Here is a 15,885-nt window from a genome sequence, read left to right as displayed (position 1 = left end):
ATTCCACCGTCCATCCGCTTTCTCCCTAAAAAAGACCTCACATTTCAGCTGTATTCCAGGTAATTTGTTTACAATTCGCGCAAAACTGTCCTCCGCACAAGGACTTTTCCCTTTGTCTCTCATCACTGTCCACAACAAAAAGACAGTCCCTCGGGGAGGGACTGTCTTTTTCACCAGATGGTTGATCCTTTTTTGTCACGGCGCCCGCCGCAGCCGCATCACCGCTTCTCCCCCCGTATCCCGCTCGCCTGTGAAGGCAAAACCAAAGGACTCGTACAGGGCGAGGGCCTGCCGGTTGTCGTCAAACAGGCTAAGATAGATGCTGTCGCACCGGTACTCCGCGAAGAGCCGCTCCAACAGCATCCCCAAAAAGGCGCGCCCATACCCCCTGCCCTGGCAAGTGCAGTCGACGAGCAACCGGTCCAGCCAGACCCGCCGGTAGTTGCGGTAGCGGCCGTACATGGCAAAGCCCACCACCTGCCCGCCGTCGCAGAGGGCCACCGGCCGCCAGGTGGGCTCCTCCTCCGCCTCGGCCAGGCACTGGGCGGTGGTCTCGATAAACCCCTCCTGCCCGGGGGCCACCCGCAGGGCCAGCACCGCGGGCAGGAGTTCTGCCGTGACCGGCCGGATCGCCAACTCCCCTCTGCCGGCCCCCTCTCTTCCCGGCCTCACAGCGCAAAGGCCTCGCAGATGCGCTCAGCCGCCTCCTCCGGGGAGAGGGCGGTGTTGTCCAGCCGCAGGTAGTGCGGCCAGTCGATCTCCCCCGGCAGAGAATTCAGCCGGTGCGCCCCTTCCAACTGGCAAAACAGGGCTTCCGACTGCCGGAGATCGCGCTTGGAGGGCTTGTGCAGCAGCCGGTTTTCGCTGCGGTTTCGCGCCAGCCGCACCGCCCGGTCCGCCGCCAGTTCCACCAGATAGACCGGTGCGTCCCGCCCCTCAAACAGGGCCCGCAGCCGCTGGATGTAAGTCCGGTCCTCGGGGACATCGAAGGCCCACATATAGGTGAAGATCAGCCCCGCCGCGTCGATCTGGGAGAAAGCGTCAAACACCTGCCACCGAAATTGGTCGCTCAAAGGGCCCCAGATGTCGGGCCGGTCGGGGAAGAGGTGGAGCAGCGGCTCCAAGCTCTCGTGGTTGTGGAAGAGGCGCAGGCCGGTGCGCCGCTCCAGGGCCTGGCCCACCGTCATCTTCCCCACCGCGTGGGGACCTGTCAAAATGACCAGCTTCACCGCTACACCTCCCGGCAGGGAGCCCATTCCCAGCTGCCCTCCATGGCCGAATCCAGCCTTGCCCCGCAGAACTGGCAGTTGCCCCCGTGGACGGCGGGGATGGGGCCGCCGCAGCGGGGGCAGACCTCCGGCGTCTCGCCCTGCCCAAAGCCCGGGGCCTGGTAGCAGTAGTCCACCTCGAACTTGCGCTCCTTCTGGCCGTCCTTCACCCCGCACTGAAAGGTGATGACCCGCCGCTCTGCCCGCCGGTCGTAGCCGCTGATGACCGTCTTGCGGACGGTGCCACCGGGGCAGGCGCGGCGCACCGCCCCCTCGGCCAGTTCCTTGGCGCGGGCAATGTTAAAACCGGTGAAATCCCGCTGGATCTGGGGGCCGTAGATGCTGTCGCCATTTTGCAGGGAGCGGGGCTCGGGGGGAAGTTCGCCCTCCTGCCCCACCGCCGCACGGATGACATCGGCCGCCAGGCCGACTGCCGAGTGGCGCATCCCCCACCAGAGCCGCTGCAGCCCCTTCACCGCCGCAAAAAGTAAGATGGCAACCGCCACCAGGGCCAGCAGGGCCCAACCCCATCCAGGCATCGCCGCACACTCCTCTCCTGCGCCCAGGCTCTGCGGCCGGACGCACAGGCGGCGCAAGGCCGCCCCGCTCTTTTTTCCCATGATACCACAGCCGGACGCCCTTGGGAAAGGGTCAGCGGCCGCCAAGGACCCGTTTCTCCAGGGCGCGCACCGCCCGCTCCCCCGTCAGGCCGGCAGGGGGCCAGAAGGGCGCGGGGATGGCTGCTTCCAGCTGGCGGGCAATCGCCGCCAGGGCCGGGCCGTAACCCGCTTCCGGGCTGTGCAGCCACACCCAGTTCTCCCCCAGTTTTGCGCTGGGATAGCAGTCCGCCCGCACCTCGCCGGCAGCTCCCTTCCGGACGGCCTCGGCCTGTTTTTGGGGCAGAAGGGCAAGCCAGCCCAGCACCGCCCCCTCGCCCCTCGCCCCGGCGGGAAAGAAGCGGTAGTGCCGGTGGGGGAGGGCGCGGGTCTCTTGGCGCAGTGCCTCCTCCCCCGGCCGCAAAGCGGGGCCGTAGCCGATCTGCAGCCCCTCCCTGTCGAGGAAATAGCAAAACCCGGCGGCACCGACCCCATCCAGGAGGGACCGGGCAGCCCGCTCTCCCTCCGGCGAGAGGGGGGCCGACCACAAAAAGTCGCCCCCCGTCTGCGTGCAGACCGCCGCGCCGCCCAGCACGGCCAAGGGGGCGGTGAGGGGGATCCCTGTCAACCGGTCCAGCGCCACCGAAGGGGAGCGGGCGGTACAGACGGCCAGAGGCGTTCTCCCCTCGCAGAGCCGGGTCAGCCGCACCCGCACCGCGGGGGAGAGCTCTCCTCCCGGTGCCAGCTGCCCCTCCAGGTCGGCCGCCAGCAGGCAACCGCCATCCCGCCGGGGCAGGCGAATGCCGCCCACCGCCAGCGCCACCAGAATGCCGATGAGGGTGTCCACAATTCGGTGAAAGGCAAAGAGGTAGGGGTTTTCATCTCCCCCGTGGCTGACGGTGACACTCATAAACACCACACAGGAGAGGTAGGCGGACGCCGGCTTTTTAAGGGCCACCGTCAGGGAGAGCAGGGGGATGAGGCAGGCCGCCACCAGGGCGTACCACAAAAGATCGGGGATGGCCGGAAACCAGCTGCGCTGCGCCGCCAACACCAACATCCCCGCCAGGCCGCCCAGAACGGTGGCCACCGTTCGCTCCCGGGCCTTTTGGGTGCTGCTCTGCCAGCTGGGCTGCAGGCAGAGAACCGCCGCAATGGCCGAGTAAAAGGGGATCCCCCCACCCCGAAAGGTGTCGATCGCAAAACAGAGAAAGACCGCCGCCGCGGTCTTCACCATCCGCATCCCCACCCGGGGCGGGGCCAGCCACTCACGCACGGTACCAGCCCTTGAGGGAGCAGCTGTCCAGCAGGTGTCCCTCCATCGCCCGGTAGAGTTCGTTGTAGAGAAAGCCCTGCTCCAGGGGGAGAAGACTGTCCAGGGCGTAGACGCGCAGTTCGTACTGGTGGGGAAAGTCTGGGGGCGCCATGCCGCCGTAGCCGGTGCAGCTTTCCAGCGGCAGCCCCTCGCTGATCCAGCTGTTGACCCCCTGCACAAAATCGCGGGCGGAAAGGCTCTCGTTCTCCTCGAGAAAATCGCGCTGCAGATTGGCCGCCGTCCAGTGGATCCAGGAGAAGCCGGGGGTCACTGCAAAGGCGTCCCGGTCCTCCAGCACCAGGGCGTAGCACCGGGTTCCCTGCGGCGGATCGCAAATCTGCAGGGGGAGGGAGTAGGTGGGCATCTCCCCCGGACCAAACTGTTCCCCCCGCTTGCCGAAGCGATCGGCAATGACCCCCTCTACCACGCCGCTGCTGGTCACATACACCGCGCCCACTCCCTTTCCGGCGCTCCCGCGCCCCTGTTTTCGCCCTCTATTATACCCCGCCGCCCCCCAAAAGAGAAGGGGCGGGGCAAGACAAGGCAAAGTAGGGCAAAGCGGATCAAAACAAAAAAGGGCACGGCCGGATGGCCGTGCCCCTTTTCAGGCAGAAAACTAATCCTGGAATTTGATGACGGTGTCCAGGGCCAGCTGCAGCATGGTGTTCAGGGTCAGCTCGCGCTCCTCGGGGGTCAGGTTTCCACTGGGGTGGTCGGTGACGGTGAGGATGGTCAGGGCGCGAACGTGCTCGCGGGCAGCGATGGTGTACAGGGCAGCGCCCTCCATCTCGCCGGCCAGAACGCCGTACTCGGTGAAGCGGCCGGACTTCTCGTCAGACTCGCCGTAGAACATATCGCCGGAGGAGATGTTGCCGACCTTCACGTCGACGCCGGTCTCCTTGGCGGTGTAGTAGGCGGCGCGAATCAGCTCAAAGTCAGCAGTGGGGCAGTAGATGCCGTTGAAGACATGGTGGTTGAAGTCGTTGTCGGTGCAGGCGCCCATCCCCAGGATGACGTCTTTCAGGCCGACGTGATCCTGCATGGCGCCGCAGGTGCCCACGCGGATCAGGTTCTTCACGCCGTACTCTCTGATTAGCTCGTTGGCATAGATGCTGATGGAGGGAATGCCCATGCCGGTGCCCATGGCGGAGACTTTCTTGCCCTTGTAGGTGCCGGTGAAGCCCCACATACCGCGCACGTCGTTGAATTTGACGGGGTTCTCGAAGAAGGTGTCGGCAATGTACTTCGCTCTTCTGGGATCGCCGGGGAGCAGGATGCTTTCAGCAATATCGCCGGGTTTGGCGCCAATATGTAAACTCATAATCGAATTCCTCCCTTTTTATGTTGTCTTAAAACGCGATAGCGGTGTCGAGGGCGACCTCGAACATATTCTTGAGGCCCTTCTCTTTCTCTTCGTAGGTCAGGTCTCTGTCGATGAACGGGCCATCGCTGACCGACAGCATAGTCAGGGCTCTGCAGCGGTATTTGGCGGCGATGGTGTACAGGGCGGCAGCCTCCATCTCGCCGGCAATCACGCCGTATTTCTTCCACATCTCACCGTCTTCTTTTTTGTTCTCGCCGTAGAACATATCGCTGGACAGGATCAGGCCGGTGTAGGTCTTGATCTCTCTCTCCTTGGCGATCTCGTAGGCCTTGTTGAGCAGCTCAAAATCGGCAGTGGGAGCAAAGTCGCCGTTGAAGATGTGGCGGTTGATGCCGCTGGTGGTGCAGGCGCCGGTGCCCAGGATCAGATCCATCAGCTGCATATCGGGCAGCATGCCGCCGCAGGTGCCAATGCGGATGAGGGTCTTGACGCCGTAGAACTTCATCAGCTCGGTGACATAGATGGAGACCTGGGGCATGCCCATGCCGGTGCCCATGACCGAGACCTTCTCGCCCTTGTAGGTGCCGGTGAAGCCCAGGGCCCCGCGGACCTCGTTGAACTGCTCGGCGTTCTCGAGCATATTTTCGGCGACGTATTTCGCCCGGAGCGGATCGCCAGGCAGAAGAATGCGGGGCGCGATCTCAGCTTTTGGATTGATATGCGGTGTAATCTTCATCTCCATTGATTGTTTTCCTCCCTTTGCGGTTTGTTTTTTCCCAAACGGCAACAAGCCCCGGCGGGGCAAATTCCCCCCTGGGCAGCAAACCGTTTACCCGGTGCCGCACCCGTTTTCCGGCCCGCCGGCCCCCGGCTAGCAAGGGGCGCTCTTTTCGGCCCGCAAAGGGCATAAAAAGGGGCGGACAGCCGCGCAAAACGCTTCCACACAACTGTCTGGATTGGTACAACATCCTACTTTGTATGATACAACATTTGCCGGCATTTGTTAAGAGAAGTTTTGTTTCCATGGGGCGATTTGTGCCTTTCCATAACAATCCTCTTTTAAATTTATGCACTTCTTCCAGAAGATTCAAAAGTGCAATCGCATGCACAAGTTTTCCCACCCCTTTTCGCCCTATTTTGCAAAAATTTTTCTGCATCTGGACGGCCGTCCTTTCCCTGGAAGGCAATTTTTGCTATACTTTTTTTAGACACCGGCGCTGCGGCAAAAAGGGGGAAATTGCCCCCGTCCCAGGGCCGGGACGAAACGGGCGACCGGCAGCTGGCCGGCGCCAGAAGAGAAAGGGAGAATCGTTATGGAGCGCAAAACCGTACTCACCGAACAGGCGCCGGCCCCCATCGGGCCCTACGTGCAGGCCGTCATGGCAGGGGAGAGCCTCTACATCTCCGGCCAGCTGGGCATCGACATGCAGACCGGGGAGATGCCCGCCGGTGTGGCCGAGCAGGCCGAGTGCTCGCTGAAAAACCTCTGCGCCATCCTCGCCGCCGAGGGGATGAGCACCGCCAACCTGGTCAAGACCACCATCTTTTTGACCGATATGGGCAACTTCGCCGCGGTCAACGAGGTCTACGCCAAGTACTTTGACGGGGCCTTCCCCGCCCGCTCCTGTGTGGCGGTGGCCGCCCTGCCCAAGGGCGGCTTGGTGGAGATCGAGGCCGTCGCCGTGCGCGCCTAACCCACACAGTCAAAAGCCCCCGCCTTGAGGCGGGGGCTTTTTTTATTGCGTCGCTAGAGGAAGAGATACCAGCTGCCAAAGAGGAGGAGCGCCAGGGCCGCGCCCTGCGCCTGCCCGCTCAGCGCCACCAGTGCGCAGGCCAGCGCGACGGCGGCGACAGCCAGCACCCGCACCGCCCTTTTCGCAGGACAGCGGGAGAGCAGTCGCCCGCTCACCCCGCCCAAAAAGCCGGAGACCAGGAGGCCGGGGCGGGCCAGGTAGACCCCCCACAGGGGGAAGTGGTACCCCCGCACAAAGGCAGCCGTCAGGTCCGGGGAGAGGGCGATGGCCGCGCAGCCCAGCGCCAGGGCGGCCAGGGCAATGACCATCCCTTTGGCGGGGGACACCTCCTTTTCGGGGGCCCTCCAGCAGCGCCCCAGCGCACAGGCCGCAAACCAGAGCCAGATCGGCCTTGCCAGCAGCAGCGCGCTGTGAAAGGACACCAGGGGATTGAGGAGGGGGGTGTTTGCCAGCTCGGTAAACGACCCCAGATACCCCGTCAGCGGGGGGACGGCGAGGAGAAGCGCCAGCAAACACTGCCAGCGCCACCCCTCTCTCCCCCTGGACGCGACCCGGACAAAGGCGGAGAGGATGAGGGCGCAGAGGAGGTGCAGCGCGACCCACTTGACGACCTGCTGGCCTGGGAGGATATAGGGGCGAAGCGCAAAGGCGCCCCCCACCGCCGCCACGGCGACCAGCCACCCCGCCAAGAGGAAGAAGACCCGCCGTGTCAGGTCCCTTTTTCTGTTCTGTACAGTGCCGTCCATTTCGGTGTGCTCCTTCCCATTTCCAGCGGCCCCCTGTCGCGGCGGGCGACTGCCCTACTGCCCCCAGGGGCCCCGCTGCCGGTTTTGCTGGTACTGGCGAAAGGCCCTGCGGCTCTCCCGGTACTTCCAGCGGTTTTTGATGCGGCCCCAGAAGTCCCCCCCGAAAAAGAGGATCAGGTTCAAAAAGGCCATGACGATGGACAGCCGGGTCGACCAGCTGCCGCCGACGAGGGCGATGCAGTAGTAAAAGGCCCCCAAAAAGCCCAGGTACTTCACCTTGATGGGGAGGAGGAAGAAGAGGTTGACCTCGTACTCGGGGTAGACCAGGGCAAAGGCCAGGAAGATGGACATGTTGAGGTAGGCGCTCCACCCCAAGCCGGTGATCATCCCCGAGAGGATGGCCCCCACCGCCCCCACCAGGTAGAAGACGTTGAACTTGAAGCTGCCCCAGCAGGCCTCCAGCCCGTCGCTGAGGACGCAGTAGAAATAGAGGCTCAAGAGAATCCAGACGGTGTTTCCCTGGGGGACGATGAGAAAGCTCACCAGCCGCCAAACCTGCCCCTGCAAAATCAGCGCCCGGTCAAAGACCAGGTAACTCGAAAAGCCGGCCTGGGGCAGCAGCAGGTCGATGAGAAAGACCACCAGCATCATCCCGGAGAGATACCACATCAGCCGGGGGATGCAGAAGCGGCCAGCCTTTCGCTCCAGCTTGTCCAGCCAGTTCATCGGCCGCCCTCCCCCAAAAGCCCCCGCAGGGCCGCGGCCTTGAGGAGGGCCGCCTGGGTCTTGCCGTCCACCAGCTCGCCCGTGAGGACCTGCTGCACCGCCCGGCGCAGGGGCAGTTTTTCGATCTCCAAAAACTCGTCCTCGTCCAGGTTTTGCCGGGTGAAGGAGAGCTCCTCCGCCAGGTAGAGGTGGATCACCTCCGACGTGTAGCCGGGGGAGGGGTAGAAGCAGCCCAGGTCGGTGTAGCGGCCGGCCACCGCCCCCAGCTCCTCCTCCAGTTCCCGTTTGCCGCATGCCAGCGGGTCCTCGCCCGGTTCCAATTTGCCGGCGGGGGATTCCCGCACCACCTCTTTATAGGGGTAGCGGAACTGGCGCACCAGATAGGTGTTCTCCCCGTCAAAGGGGACCACGCAGACCCCGCCGTGGTGGTAGACCACCTCCCGGCGGGTGCGCTTGCCGTTTTCCAGCTCCACCTCGTCGTCGCAGACGGTGATGATGCGGCCGGAAAACACCGTGTTTTGGGTCACAGTCGTCTCGTTTAATTTCATGGGACAATCCCTCCATCGCGCAAAAAGCTCGGCGGCCGGGCGCCCCCGCCGGGCAAGTTGCGCCCCAGGGGCGCATATACTGCAGGGAGGTGAGCGCATGACCGACCTGTTTTACAAGGAATATCCACAGTATACCACAACCATGGCCCGGTTTGCCAGGATCGCCATCCGCTATCCGGCCGCCAAGGTGTTCTCCATCGGCCGCAGCTGGCTGGGGCGGGAGATCTACGCCATCGGGGTGGGCAACCTGCAGAGCGCCACCTGCATTGTGGGCGGCACCCACGCCACCGAGTACTACGGGGTGTTGGGCTGCTTTCGCTTCTGCGAAGAGGTGCTCGAGAGCCTGGAGAGCGGCACCTTCCCCTACGACACCCCCATGGGCAAGGCCATCGGAGAGCGGGGACTCCTCTTCATCCCCTGTCTCAACCCCGACGGGCTGGAGCTCTGGGTGGGGGGCGTGGACACCGCCGGGGCGCTGCGCACCTTTGTCTTTGCCCACTGCGGCGGGGATTTGCGCCACTGGCAGGCCAATGCCCGGGGGGTGGATCTCAACCACAACTTCGACGCCGGCTTCGACATCGCCCGCCGCCAGGTGGAACAGGCCGGCATCTACCTGCCGGGGCCCACCAAGTACGGCGGCCCCTTCCCCTTTTCCGAGCCGGAGACCCGGGCCCTGGCCGACTTCTGCCGCCTCTACGCCCCGCGGCAGGTGGTGGCCCTGCACAGCCAGGGGGAGGAGATCTACTACCAGTACGGTCCCCGCACCCCCCAGCAGAGCGCCCTCGTCGCCCAGATGCTGGCGTCGGTGGGGGGCTACCGGGTGGCCCAGCCGGGGGGGACCGCCTCCCACGCCGGGTTCAAGGACTGGTTTATTCAGGAGACCGGCCGCCCCGGCTACACCCTGGAAGTGGGGCTGGGGGAGAACCCGCTGCCCCTGGAGGGCTTTGAGGGGGCCTATCAAAAGCTGGGGCCGATGCTGGCCGTCCTCTCCATCGCCTAGGCGGGCGTTTTGCCCCCTCTCCCTTTGCAAAAACTTCACACATTGACGGCAAACTGTGCTATGATAGATTCGACCCATTTTGTCTGGGTCCAATTCAATCTGTCATGGCATATTTGCCGTTGCGGGGCAATGGTAGGTGCAGATGCGAAGGGAATAGCCAAAGTGAGGCCCCGCCATACAGGGACGCGCAACAAGGAGGAGACGGGCAATGAACAAAGTCAAAATCACCATCTGCGGCATTGACTACGTGATCGCCGGGAACGAGGACGAGGAGTACGTGCTAAACCTGGCCCAAAAGCTGGATGCCGAGCTAAAGAAGATGATGGCGCAAAACCCCCGCATCTCGGTGATGACCGCCGCAGTGCTGGCGGCGCTGGACCATCTGGACGAGAGCGTCAAGGCCCAGGAGAGCACCGACAACATGCGGCTGCAGATCAAGGACTACCTGGAGGATGCGGCCAAGGCCCGCATCGAGTGCGAGGAGCAGAAGCGGGAGATCGAGCGGCTCAAGCGGGAGATCGCCTCCCTCAAAACCCGGCTGGACATCCAGTGATGGCGCCCATCGAGATTCTCGCCCCCGCCGGGGGGCCCGCTCAGGCGCGGGCGGCCATCCTCAACGGGGCCGACGCCATCTACCTGGGGGCCAAGCAGTTCAGCGCCCGCAGCGGCGCCCAGAACTTTGACGAGGGGGAGCTGGGGCGCACGGTGGACGACTGCCACGGGCGGGGAGTCAAGGTCTACCTGGCCCTGAACACCCTGCTGCGCCAGAGCGAGCTGCCCCGGGCGCTGGAGGTGGTGCGCCAGGCCCACCGGGCGGGGATCGACGCCCTCATCGTGCAGGACTTGGGGCTCGTCTCCCTGGTGCGCCAGGCCTTTCCCGACCTGCCCCTGCACGGCTCCACCCAGATGAGCATCCACTCCCCGGCCGGAGCGAGACAGTTGGCGCGGCTGGGGTTTTCCCGCGCCATCCTGGCGCGGGAACTCTCTTTAGAGGAGATCGCCGCCATCGCCCGGGAGGGGGCGCTGGAGCTGGAGGTCTTTATCCACGGGGCGCTGTGCATGTCGGTTTCGGGCCAGTGCCTGATGAGCGCCGTCATTGGCGGGCGCTCGGGCAACCGGGGGGACTGCGCGGGCACCTGCCGGCTGCCCTTCTGCGCCGTCTCCTCACCGGAGGAAGCGGCCGCCCTCCCCGGCGGAGCCAAAGACCGCTACGACTTGAGCCTAAAGGACCTCTGCGGCATCGACCACCTCCCCCAGCTGCAGGCGCTGGGGGTCGCCTCGGTGAAGATCGAGGGGCGGCTCAAGCGGCCGGAGTACGTGGGCCAGGTCACCGCCGCCGTCTGGCGCGCCCGGGCGGGGCAGGGGTACGACAAGGGGCTGTTGCAAGACCTCTTCTCCCGCAGCGGGTTCACCGACGGCTACCTGACCGGCGCCATCGGGCCGCAGATGTTCGGCCACCGGCGGGAATCGGACGCCAGGGCCAGCCAAAAGGCCCTCTCCCAGCTGGCGGCCGACCCCCTCTTCCCCCGGCGGGAAAGGGGGGACAAGCTGCCCCTGTGCGCCCGCTTCACCCTGTGCCGGGCAGAGGGGCTCACCCTGACCGCCCGCTGCGGGGAGGCGCAGGCCCAGGGCTCGATCCCCGCCCAGGAGGCGAGGGCCAAGCCCACCGGGCGCGAAGCCCTGCTGCGCTGCCTGGAAAAGACCGGCGACACCCCCTTTTCCCTGGCCGAGGGCAGCTGTGAGGTGGAGGAGGGGCTCTTTGTCCCCGTCTCGGCCTGCAATGCCCTGCGCCGGCAGGTCTACGGAGAGTTGGCCGAGCGCTGCGCCGCCCCGGCGCCCCCGCGGCGGGAGCGCCCGGTGGAGCTGTCCGCCTGCCGCAGGGAGCGCCCGGCCCGGCGGCAGTTGGCCGCCCGGTTTGAGGCGGTGGAACAGCTGCTGGGGGCGCGGGAAGCCTGGCCCCTGCTGGACGAGATCCTCCTCCCCCTGCGGGCCCTGGAGGACCGGCGGCTGGCCCCTTTTTTGGGGGAGCTGCTGCCTAAGCTCACCGGCTGTCTGCCCCGGCTCCTCTTTGCCGGCGAGGGGGAGGAGGCCCAGCGGGCCCGCCGTTGGGCGGCCCAGGGCCTACCCCGCATCGAGGGGGACAACCTGGCCCACCTGGAACTGCTGCGCGGCTGTGGGGCAGAGGTGACGGCCGGCCCGGGGCTCGGCTGTTTCTCCGGCCCTGCCGCCCTCGCCCTGCAGGAGATGGGAGCCGTGCGGGCGACCCTCTCGCCCGAGGTGCAGGCCGCCGAGATCGCCCAGTTTCCCCAGGCGGTCTTTCTGCGCACCCTGGGCTACGGGCGGCTGCCGGTGATGAACCTGCGGGCCTGCCCCCTGCAAAACCGGGGCGGCTGCGCCGCCTGCCGCCAGACCGGCGGGGTGGTGGACCGCACCGGCCGCCTCTTCCCCCTGCTGTGCCAGGGGGGCTGGTCGCAGCTGCTCAACTGCCTTCCCCTGGACATGGGCGACCGGCGGGACGCCCTTGCCCTGGCCGACAGCGAGCTGCTCTGGTTCACCGTCGAGGCCCCGGGGGAGATCGCCCCCACCATCCGCCGCTACGCCGCCGGGCAGCGCAGTGCCCCCCAGGGCGGCTACACCCGAGGACTCTATTTCCGGGCGGTCTAACGACTGCCGCAAGCGAGGAGAGAAACCATTGGACAAGTTGCAGATCAAGCGGCTGCGGGCGGAGGCCAGCCTCCCCCGCCGCGCCACCGCATCCAGCGCCGGGTACGACCTGTGCGCCTGCCTGCCCGAGGAGGGGGAGATCACCCTTGCGCCCGGCCAGGCACACATCTTCCCCACCGGGATCGCCGTGGGGATGCCCCACAGCCAGATGGTGGGGCTCATCTACGCCCGCAGCGGGCTGGCTGTCCGCCACGGAGTGGTGCCCACCAACTGCGTGGGGGTCATCGACGCCGACTACACCGGCGAGCTGCTGGTCTCGCTGCAAAACACCTTTGACGCCCCCTACACCGTCCGCCACGGGGACCGCATCGCCCAGCTGGTGCTGACCCCCATCTTCACCCCACCGGTCCAGGAGGTGGAGGAGCTGGCGGCCACCGGCCGGGGCGAGGGCCGCTTCGGCTCCACCGGCAAGCGCTAGGGCGCCGCGGGAAAGGAGAACGGGATGTACGACTGCAAACACCTGCACCTGGTGCTGGCCTCCTCCTCGCCCCGGCGGCAGGAGTACCTGCACCTGATCACCGACGACTTCACCATTTTGGTCAGCGGGGCCGACGAGACCCTGCCCCGCCCCATGCCCCCGCGGGAGGCAGTGGCCCACCTTGCCCGCGTCAAGGCCCAGGCGGTGCTCGACGAGCTGGGGGGCGGCCACACCGTTTTGGGCTGCGACACCTTGGTGGAACTGGACGGCAGGGCACTGGGCAAACCCCGCGGAGAGGGGGAAGCCCGCACCATGCTGCGCGCCCTCTCAGGGCGGGACCACTGGGTGCACACCGGTGTCTGCCTGCTGCAAGAGGGGGAGAGCCGCGCCTTTGTGGAGAGTTGCCGGGTGACCTTCCGCCCCCTGGCCGACTGGGAGATCGAGCGGTACCTGGCCACCGGCGAACCCTTTGACAAGGCCGGGGCCTACGGCATCCAGGGGGCGGCAGCGGCCTTTTGCCAGCGGGTGGAGGGGGATTACTTCACCGTGCTGGGGCTGCCGGTGGCCCACCTCTGCCAGGCGCTGCAGGAACTGCCCGCGCCAAAATAAGCGGATTTTTGCCCCCGGCCGCTTGCCGGCCGCCCAACCGGGGCATTCTCTCTGGGAAAAAGGGGCCGGCAGGGCCAAATTGTTGGAAAATCTTCATAAAATGCAGTTGAGGTTTGCCCGGACAGCGTTTATAATAGGGAAAGATATGGCCTGCCTGCATTTTGGCAGGGAGAACCAATTTTTTTGACAACATCAGGCGTCCGCCCACTCTCTTCGGCGCGCGCTTTGAAAGGGGTATTTCCATGTTTTCACGCGATATCGGCATCGACCTGGGCACCGCCAACACCCTTGTCTTCATGCGGAGCAAGGGGATCATCATGCGGGAGCCCTCGGTGGTCGCCGTGGACAAAAAGACCGACACCGTCCGCTTCGTCGGACAGGAGGCCAAAGACGTCATCGGCCGGACCCCCGGCTCCATCGTGGCCGTGCGCCCGCTCAAGGACGGCGTCATCGCCGACTTTGACATCACCACCAGCATGCTGCAGATCTTCATCAAAAAGGTCTTTAACGGCAAGATGTTCGCCCGCCCCCGCATCATCATCTGCATCCCCTCCGGCGTCACCGCGGTGGAGCGCCGCGCTGTGCGGGAAGCCGCCCTCAAGGCCGGCGCCAAGCAGGTGTCGGTGATCGAGGAGCCGATGGCGGCCGCCATCGGCGCCGGGCTGCCGGTGGCCGAGGCCATGGGCAGCATGGTGGTGGACATCGGCGGCGGCACCAGCGAGGTGGCCGTCATCTCCCTGGGGGGCATTGTCTCGGCCAAATCCGTCCGGGTGGGCGGGGACGAGTTCGACTCCTCCATCATCAACTACGTCAAGCGGGCCTACAACCTGCTCATCGGCGAGCGCACCGCCGAGATGATCAAGATCGAGATCGGCTCGGCCTCCCCCTACGAGGGCGAGGGCGAGGTGGAAATCAAGGGCCGCGACCTGGCCGACGGGCTGCCCAAAAACATCTCCCTGAGCGCCAAAGAGGTGCGCGAGGCCCTGGCCGCCCCCCTGCAGGAGGTGGTGGACGCCATCAAGACCACCCTGGAAAAGACCCCTCCCGAGCTGGCCTCTGACATCATTGACCACGGCATCACCCTGACCGGCGGCGGCGCGCTGCTGCGGGGACTAGACGAACTGGTGACCCGGGAGACCGGAATGCCGGTGCACATCGCCGAGAACCCCCTGGACTGTGTGGCCGAGGGGACCGGCAAGGTGCTGGAAAACCTGGATTTGCTCAAAGAAGTGCTGTCCGACGACGGCGACAGCAGCTACTGACCGAGCGCGCTCCCTTTGAGGGAAGGGGCCGCCGCGGATCGGCGATCCGGCAACCCATGTAAACGGATAGGCGGGAAATGGCGGCCAGGGCGACGAGCGCCCGCCGTCGGCCCGCCTATTTTAGACCGTTTTCCACAATCCGTCGGTAGGAGGGAAGGCCATGCGTGACTTCTTTAAGACCACCCGCTTCAAGGTAATCCTCTGCGTTTTGGCCCTTCTGTTGGGCTTTATGATTCAGGCCGCGTACAGCGGTACCCTCAGCTCGGTGGCGAGCAAGGCCATCGGCTTCGTCTCCACCCCCTTTCAGGCCGTCTCCTCTGCGGTGACCGGCTGGTTCGGCGGCTTCTTTGACCGGCTCACCCTGGCCGATGAGCTGCTGGAGGAGAACGCCCAGCTGCAGCAGCAGGTGCGCCAGCTGCAGGGACAGCTGGCCGACCTGGACCGCTACAAGAGCGAGAACGAGACCTACCGGGAGATGCTGCAGATCCAGGAGGAGCACCCCACCTTTGAGATGGAGGCGGCCAGCGTCGTCGCCCGGGATTCCAGCAGCCGCTTCTACTCCTTTAAAATCGACCGGGGCAGCGACCAGGGCATCGCCCTACAAGACCCGGTCATCACCCAGGCGGGGATGGTGGGGATCATCAGCGAGGTGGGGCCCAACTACGCGGTGGTCACCACCCTGTTGGACCCGGCCTTCAAGGTGGGGGCCACCGCCACCGCCAGCCGGGACCCCGGCATGGTGGAGGGGGACGTGACCCTCGCCCAGGAGGGAAAGACCAAGCTGCGCTACCTGGCCCCCACCTCAGAGGTGAAGGCGGGCGAGTTGGTGATGAGTTCCGATCTGGGGGGCACCTACCCGGCCGACCTGCTCATCGGCACCGTGCTGGAGGTGCAGATGGAATCCTCCGGCATCTCCAAATACGCGGTGGTGCAGCCGGCAGTAAACGCCTCAGAGGTGACCTCGGTGATGGTGGTCAAGGCCTACTGATCCCGCCGCCGGGCAAAACCGCCGGTGAGATCACCGATTCGTGAAGGGAAAGGGGGGTGAGAGATGCCCACCAAAAAGGGGAAAGAGCGCTTTCTCAAGTGGCTCTTTTACGCCCTGCTGCTCTTTTTCTGCTACATCGTGCAGACCACGCCGGGGCTGCTGGCCATCGGCCCCATTCAGCCGGTGCTGGTGGTGCCGGTCTGCCTGGCGGTGGCCGTCCTCGAAAACGAGCTGGCGGGCGCTGTCTTCGGCGCCCTGGCCGGGTTGATGTGGGACCTGTCCGCCTCCCGCATCTCGGGCTTTTTCGGGATCATCCTCTGCGTCCTCTGTGTGGCGGTCAGCTTCTGCTTCCTCTTCTGGATTCGGCAGAACACCGTCAACTTCACCCTTGCCTGCGCCGTCGCCCTGCTGGTGGCGGTGGGGCTGGACTACCTCTTTAACTTCTTGATCTTCTACCAGGAGGGCAGTCTCTACCTGCTGCTGCACACCCTGCTGCCCACGGCCGGGTACACCCTGGTCTACTGTCCGCCCCTCTTCTGGCTGGCCCGGCGGATCGCCCGCCGCTATGCCGTGGAGGAGTAAGCCCCGCCTGCCCGCCGGGCGCGCC

At 65.6% G+C, this 15,885-nt stretch carries 20 protein-coding genes; 9 read left to right on the top strand and 11 right to left on the bottom strand.

The genetic code is table 11. The features are described from left to right. Nucleotides 1-195 precede the first annotated feature (195 nt). The 8 genes from HJY11_RS04685 to HJY11_RS04650 form a co-directional block, all read right to left on the bottom strand. Nucleotides 196-672, bottom strand: a complete 477-nt coding sequence (locus tag HJY11_RS04685; protein ID WP_368041540.1) for an N-acetyltransferase family protein — start codon at nucleotides 670-672, stop codon at nucleotides 196-198. Next, nucleotides 669-1,229: an AAA family ATPase gene (locus HJY11_RS04680; RefSeq protein WP_208074840.1), complete on the bottom strand. Its 561-nt coding sequence runs from the start codon at nucleotides 1,227-1,229 to the stop codon at nucleotides 669-671. Before HJY11_RS04680 ends, HJY11_RS04685 begins: the two co-directional genes overlap by 4 nt. Before the next feature lie 2 nt (nucleotides 1,230-1,231). Continuing rightward, on the bottom strand, nucleotides 1,232-1,807 hold the full coding sequence (locus tag HJY11_RS04675; RefSeq protein ID WP_208074839.1) for a hypothetical protein: 576 nt from the start codon (nucleotides 1,805-1,807) through the stop codon (nucleotides 1,232-1,234). Between the two features lie 112 nt (nucleotides 1,808-1,919). Further along, nucleotides 1,920-3,140 carry an FUSC family protein gene (locus tag HJY11_RS04670; RefSeq protein WP_208074838.1) on the bottom strand — a complete coding sequence of 407 codons (1,221 nt, stop codon included), beginning with the start codon at nucleotides 3,138-3,140 and terminating at the stop codon, nucleotides 1,920-1,922. After that, complete coding sequence (locus tag HJY11_RS04665) at nucleotides 3,133-3,627, bottom strand: YbhB/YbcL family Raf kinase inhibitor-like protein (RefSeq protein WP_208074837.1); 495 nt, start codon at nucleotides 3,625-3,627, stop codon at nucleotides 3,133-3,135. Before HJY11_RS04665 ends, HJY11_RS04670 begins: the two co-directional genes overlap by 8 nt. Before the next feature lie 168 nt (nucleotides 3,628-3,795). Continuing rightward, complete coding sequence (deoD, locus tag HJY11_RS04660) at nucleotides 3,796-4,500, bottom strand: purine-nucleoside phosphorylase (protein WP_208074836.1); 705 nt, start codon at nucleotides 4,498-4,500, stop codon at nucleotides 3,796-3,798. Between the two features lie 28 nt (nucleotides 4,501-4,528). Continuing rightward, nucleotides 4,529-5,233 carry a purine-nucleoside phosphorylase gene (gene deoD, locus HJY11_RS04655; RefSeq protein WP_208075102.1) on the bottom strand — a complete coding sequence of 235 codons (705 nt, stop codon included), beginning with the start codon at nucleotides 5,231-5,233 and terminating at the stop codon, nucleotides 4,529-4,531. Then, nucleotides 5,205-5,624 (bottom strand): hypothetical protein, encoded by a 420-nt coding sequence (locus HJY11_RS04650; protein ID WP_208074835.1) that lies wholly within the window; start codon nucleotides 5,622-5,624, stop codon nucleotides 5,205-5,207. The genes deoD (HJY11_RS04655) and HJY11_RS04650 overlap by 29 nt, the downstream gene beginning before the upstream one ends. Nucleotides 5,625-5,816: 192 nt before the next feature. Here HJY11_RS04650 and HJY11_RS04645 point away from each other — a divergent pair, with 192 nt between their 5' ends. Next, nucleotides 5,817-6,197, top strand: a complete 381-nt coding sequence (locus HJY11_RS04645) for a RidA family protein (RefSeq protein WP_208074834.1) — start codon at nucleotides 5,817-5,819, stop codon at nucleotides 6,195-6,197. A 53-nt stretch (nucleotides 6,198-6,250) separates the two neighbouring features. Here HJY11_RS04645 and HJY11_RS04640 read toward each other — a convergent pair whose 3' ends face one another. From HJY11_RS04640 to HJY11_RS04630, 3 genes are read right to left on the bottom strand one after another with little or no spacing between them, the layout of a single operon-like run. After that, a complete protein-coding gene (locus HJY11_RS04640; RefSeq protein ID WP_208074833.1) occupies nucleotides 6,251-7,003 on the bottom strand; it encodes a hypothetical protein in 753 nt (250 codons plus the stop codon). 54 nt (nucleotides 7,004-7,057) lie between these two features. Beyond that, the gene (locus tag HJY11_RS04635; protein ID WP_208074832.1) at nucleotides 7,058-7,729 is read right to left on the bottom strand and encodes a hypothetical protein; all 672 of its coding nucleotides are present in this window, start codon (nucleotides 7,727-7,729) and stop codon (nucleotides 7,058-7,060) included. Next, nucleotides 7,726-8,277, bottom strand: a complete 552-nt coding sequence (locus HJY11_RS04630) for an NUDIX domain-containing protein (RefSeq protein ID WP_208074831.1) — start codon at nucleotides 8,275-8,277, stop codon at nucleotides 7,726-7,728. Before HJY11_RS04630 ends, HJY11_RS04635 begins: the two co-directional genes overlap by 4 nt. A 97-nt stretch (nucleotides 8,278-8,374) precedes the next feature. On the opposite strand from HJY11_RS04630, the gene HJY11_RS04625 reads away from it, so the two are divergent. From HJY11_RS04625 to mreD, 8 genes are all read left to right on the top strand, one after another. Next, complete coding sequence (locus HJY11_RS04625) at nucleotides 8,375-9,277, top strand: M14 family zinc carboxypeptidase (RefSeq protein ID WP_208074830.1); 903 nt, start codon at nucleotides 8,375-8,377, stop codon at nucleotides 9,275-9,277. 208 nt (nucleotides 9,278-9,485) lie between these two features. Further along, nucleotides 9,486-9,830, top strand: a complete 345-nt coding sequence (locus HJY11_RS04620; protein WP_208074829.1) for a cell division protein ZapA — start codon at nucleotides 9,486-9,488, stop codon at nucleotides 9,828-9,830. Further along, nucleotides 9,830-11,941, top strand: coding sequence for a U32 family peptidase (locus HJY11_RS04615; RefSeq protein ID WP_208074828.1), 2,112 nt, complete (start codon nucleotides 9,830-9,832; stop codon nucleotides 11,939-11,941). The genes HJY11_RS04620 and HJY11_RS04615 overlap by 1 nt, the downstream gene beginning before the upstream one ends. 28 nt (nucleotides 11,942-11,969) lie before the next feature. Then, nucleotides 11,970-12,419 carry a dUTP diphosphatase gene (dut, locus tag HJY11_RS04610; RefSeq protein WP_208074827.1) on the top strand — a complete coding sequence of 150 codons (450 nt, stop codon included), beginning with the start codon at nucleotides 11,970-11,972 and terminating at the stop codon, nucleotides 12,417-12,419. A gap of 24 nt (nucleotides 12,420-12,443) precedes the next feature. Then, on the top strand, nucleotides 12,444-13,028 hold the full coding sequence (locus HJY11_RS04605; RefSeq protein WP_208074826.1) for a Maf family protein: 585 nt from the start codon (nucleotides 12,444-12,446) through the stop codon (nucleotides 13,026-13,028). Nucleotides 13,029-13,270: 242 nt separating this feature from the next. Next, entirely contained in the window at nucleotides 13,271-14,290 is a 1,020-nt protein-coding gene (locus HJY11_RS04600; RefSeq protein WP_208074825.1) for a rod shape-determining protein, read from the top strand. 160 nt (nucleotides 14,291-14,450) lie between these two features. Next, a complete protein-coding gene (gene mreC / locus HJY11_RS04595) occupies nucleotides 14,451-15,278 on the top strand; it encodes a rod shape-determining protein MreC (RefSeq protein ID WP_208074824.1) in 828 nt (275 codons plus the stop codon). A gap of 63 nt (nucleotides 15,279-15,341) precedes the next feature. After that, on the top strand, nucleotides 15,342-15,860 hold the full coding sequence (gene mreD, locus HJY11_RS04590) for a rod shape-determining protein MreD (protein ID WP_208074823.1): 519 nt from the start codon (nucleotides 15,342-15,344) through the stop codon (nucleotides 15,858-15,860). Nucleotides 15,861-15,885 lie beyond the last annotated feature (25 nt).

Origin of the sequence: Bittarella massiliensis (ex Durand et al. 2017) (assembly GCF_017566145.1) — a bacterium.
In the GTDB taxonomy this organism is placed as follows: domain Bacteria; phylum Bacillota; class Clostridia; order Oscillospirales; family Ruminococcaceae; genus Bittarella; species Bittarella massiliensis_A.
Note: the sequence above shows the minus strand (reverse complement) of the source record. Positions and strands in the feature narration are given on the sequence as shown.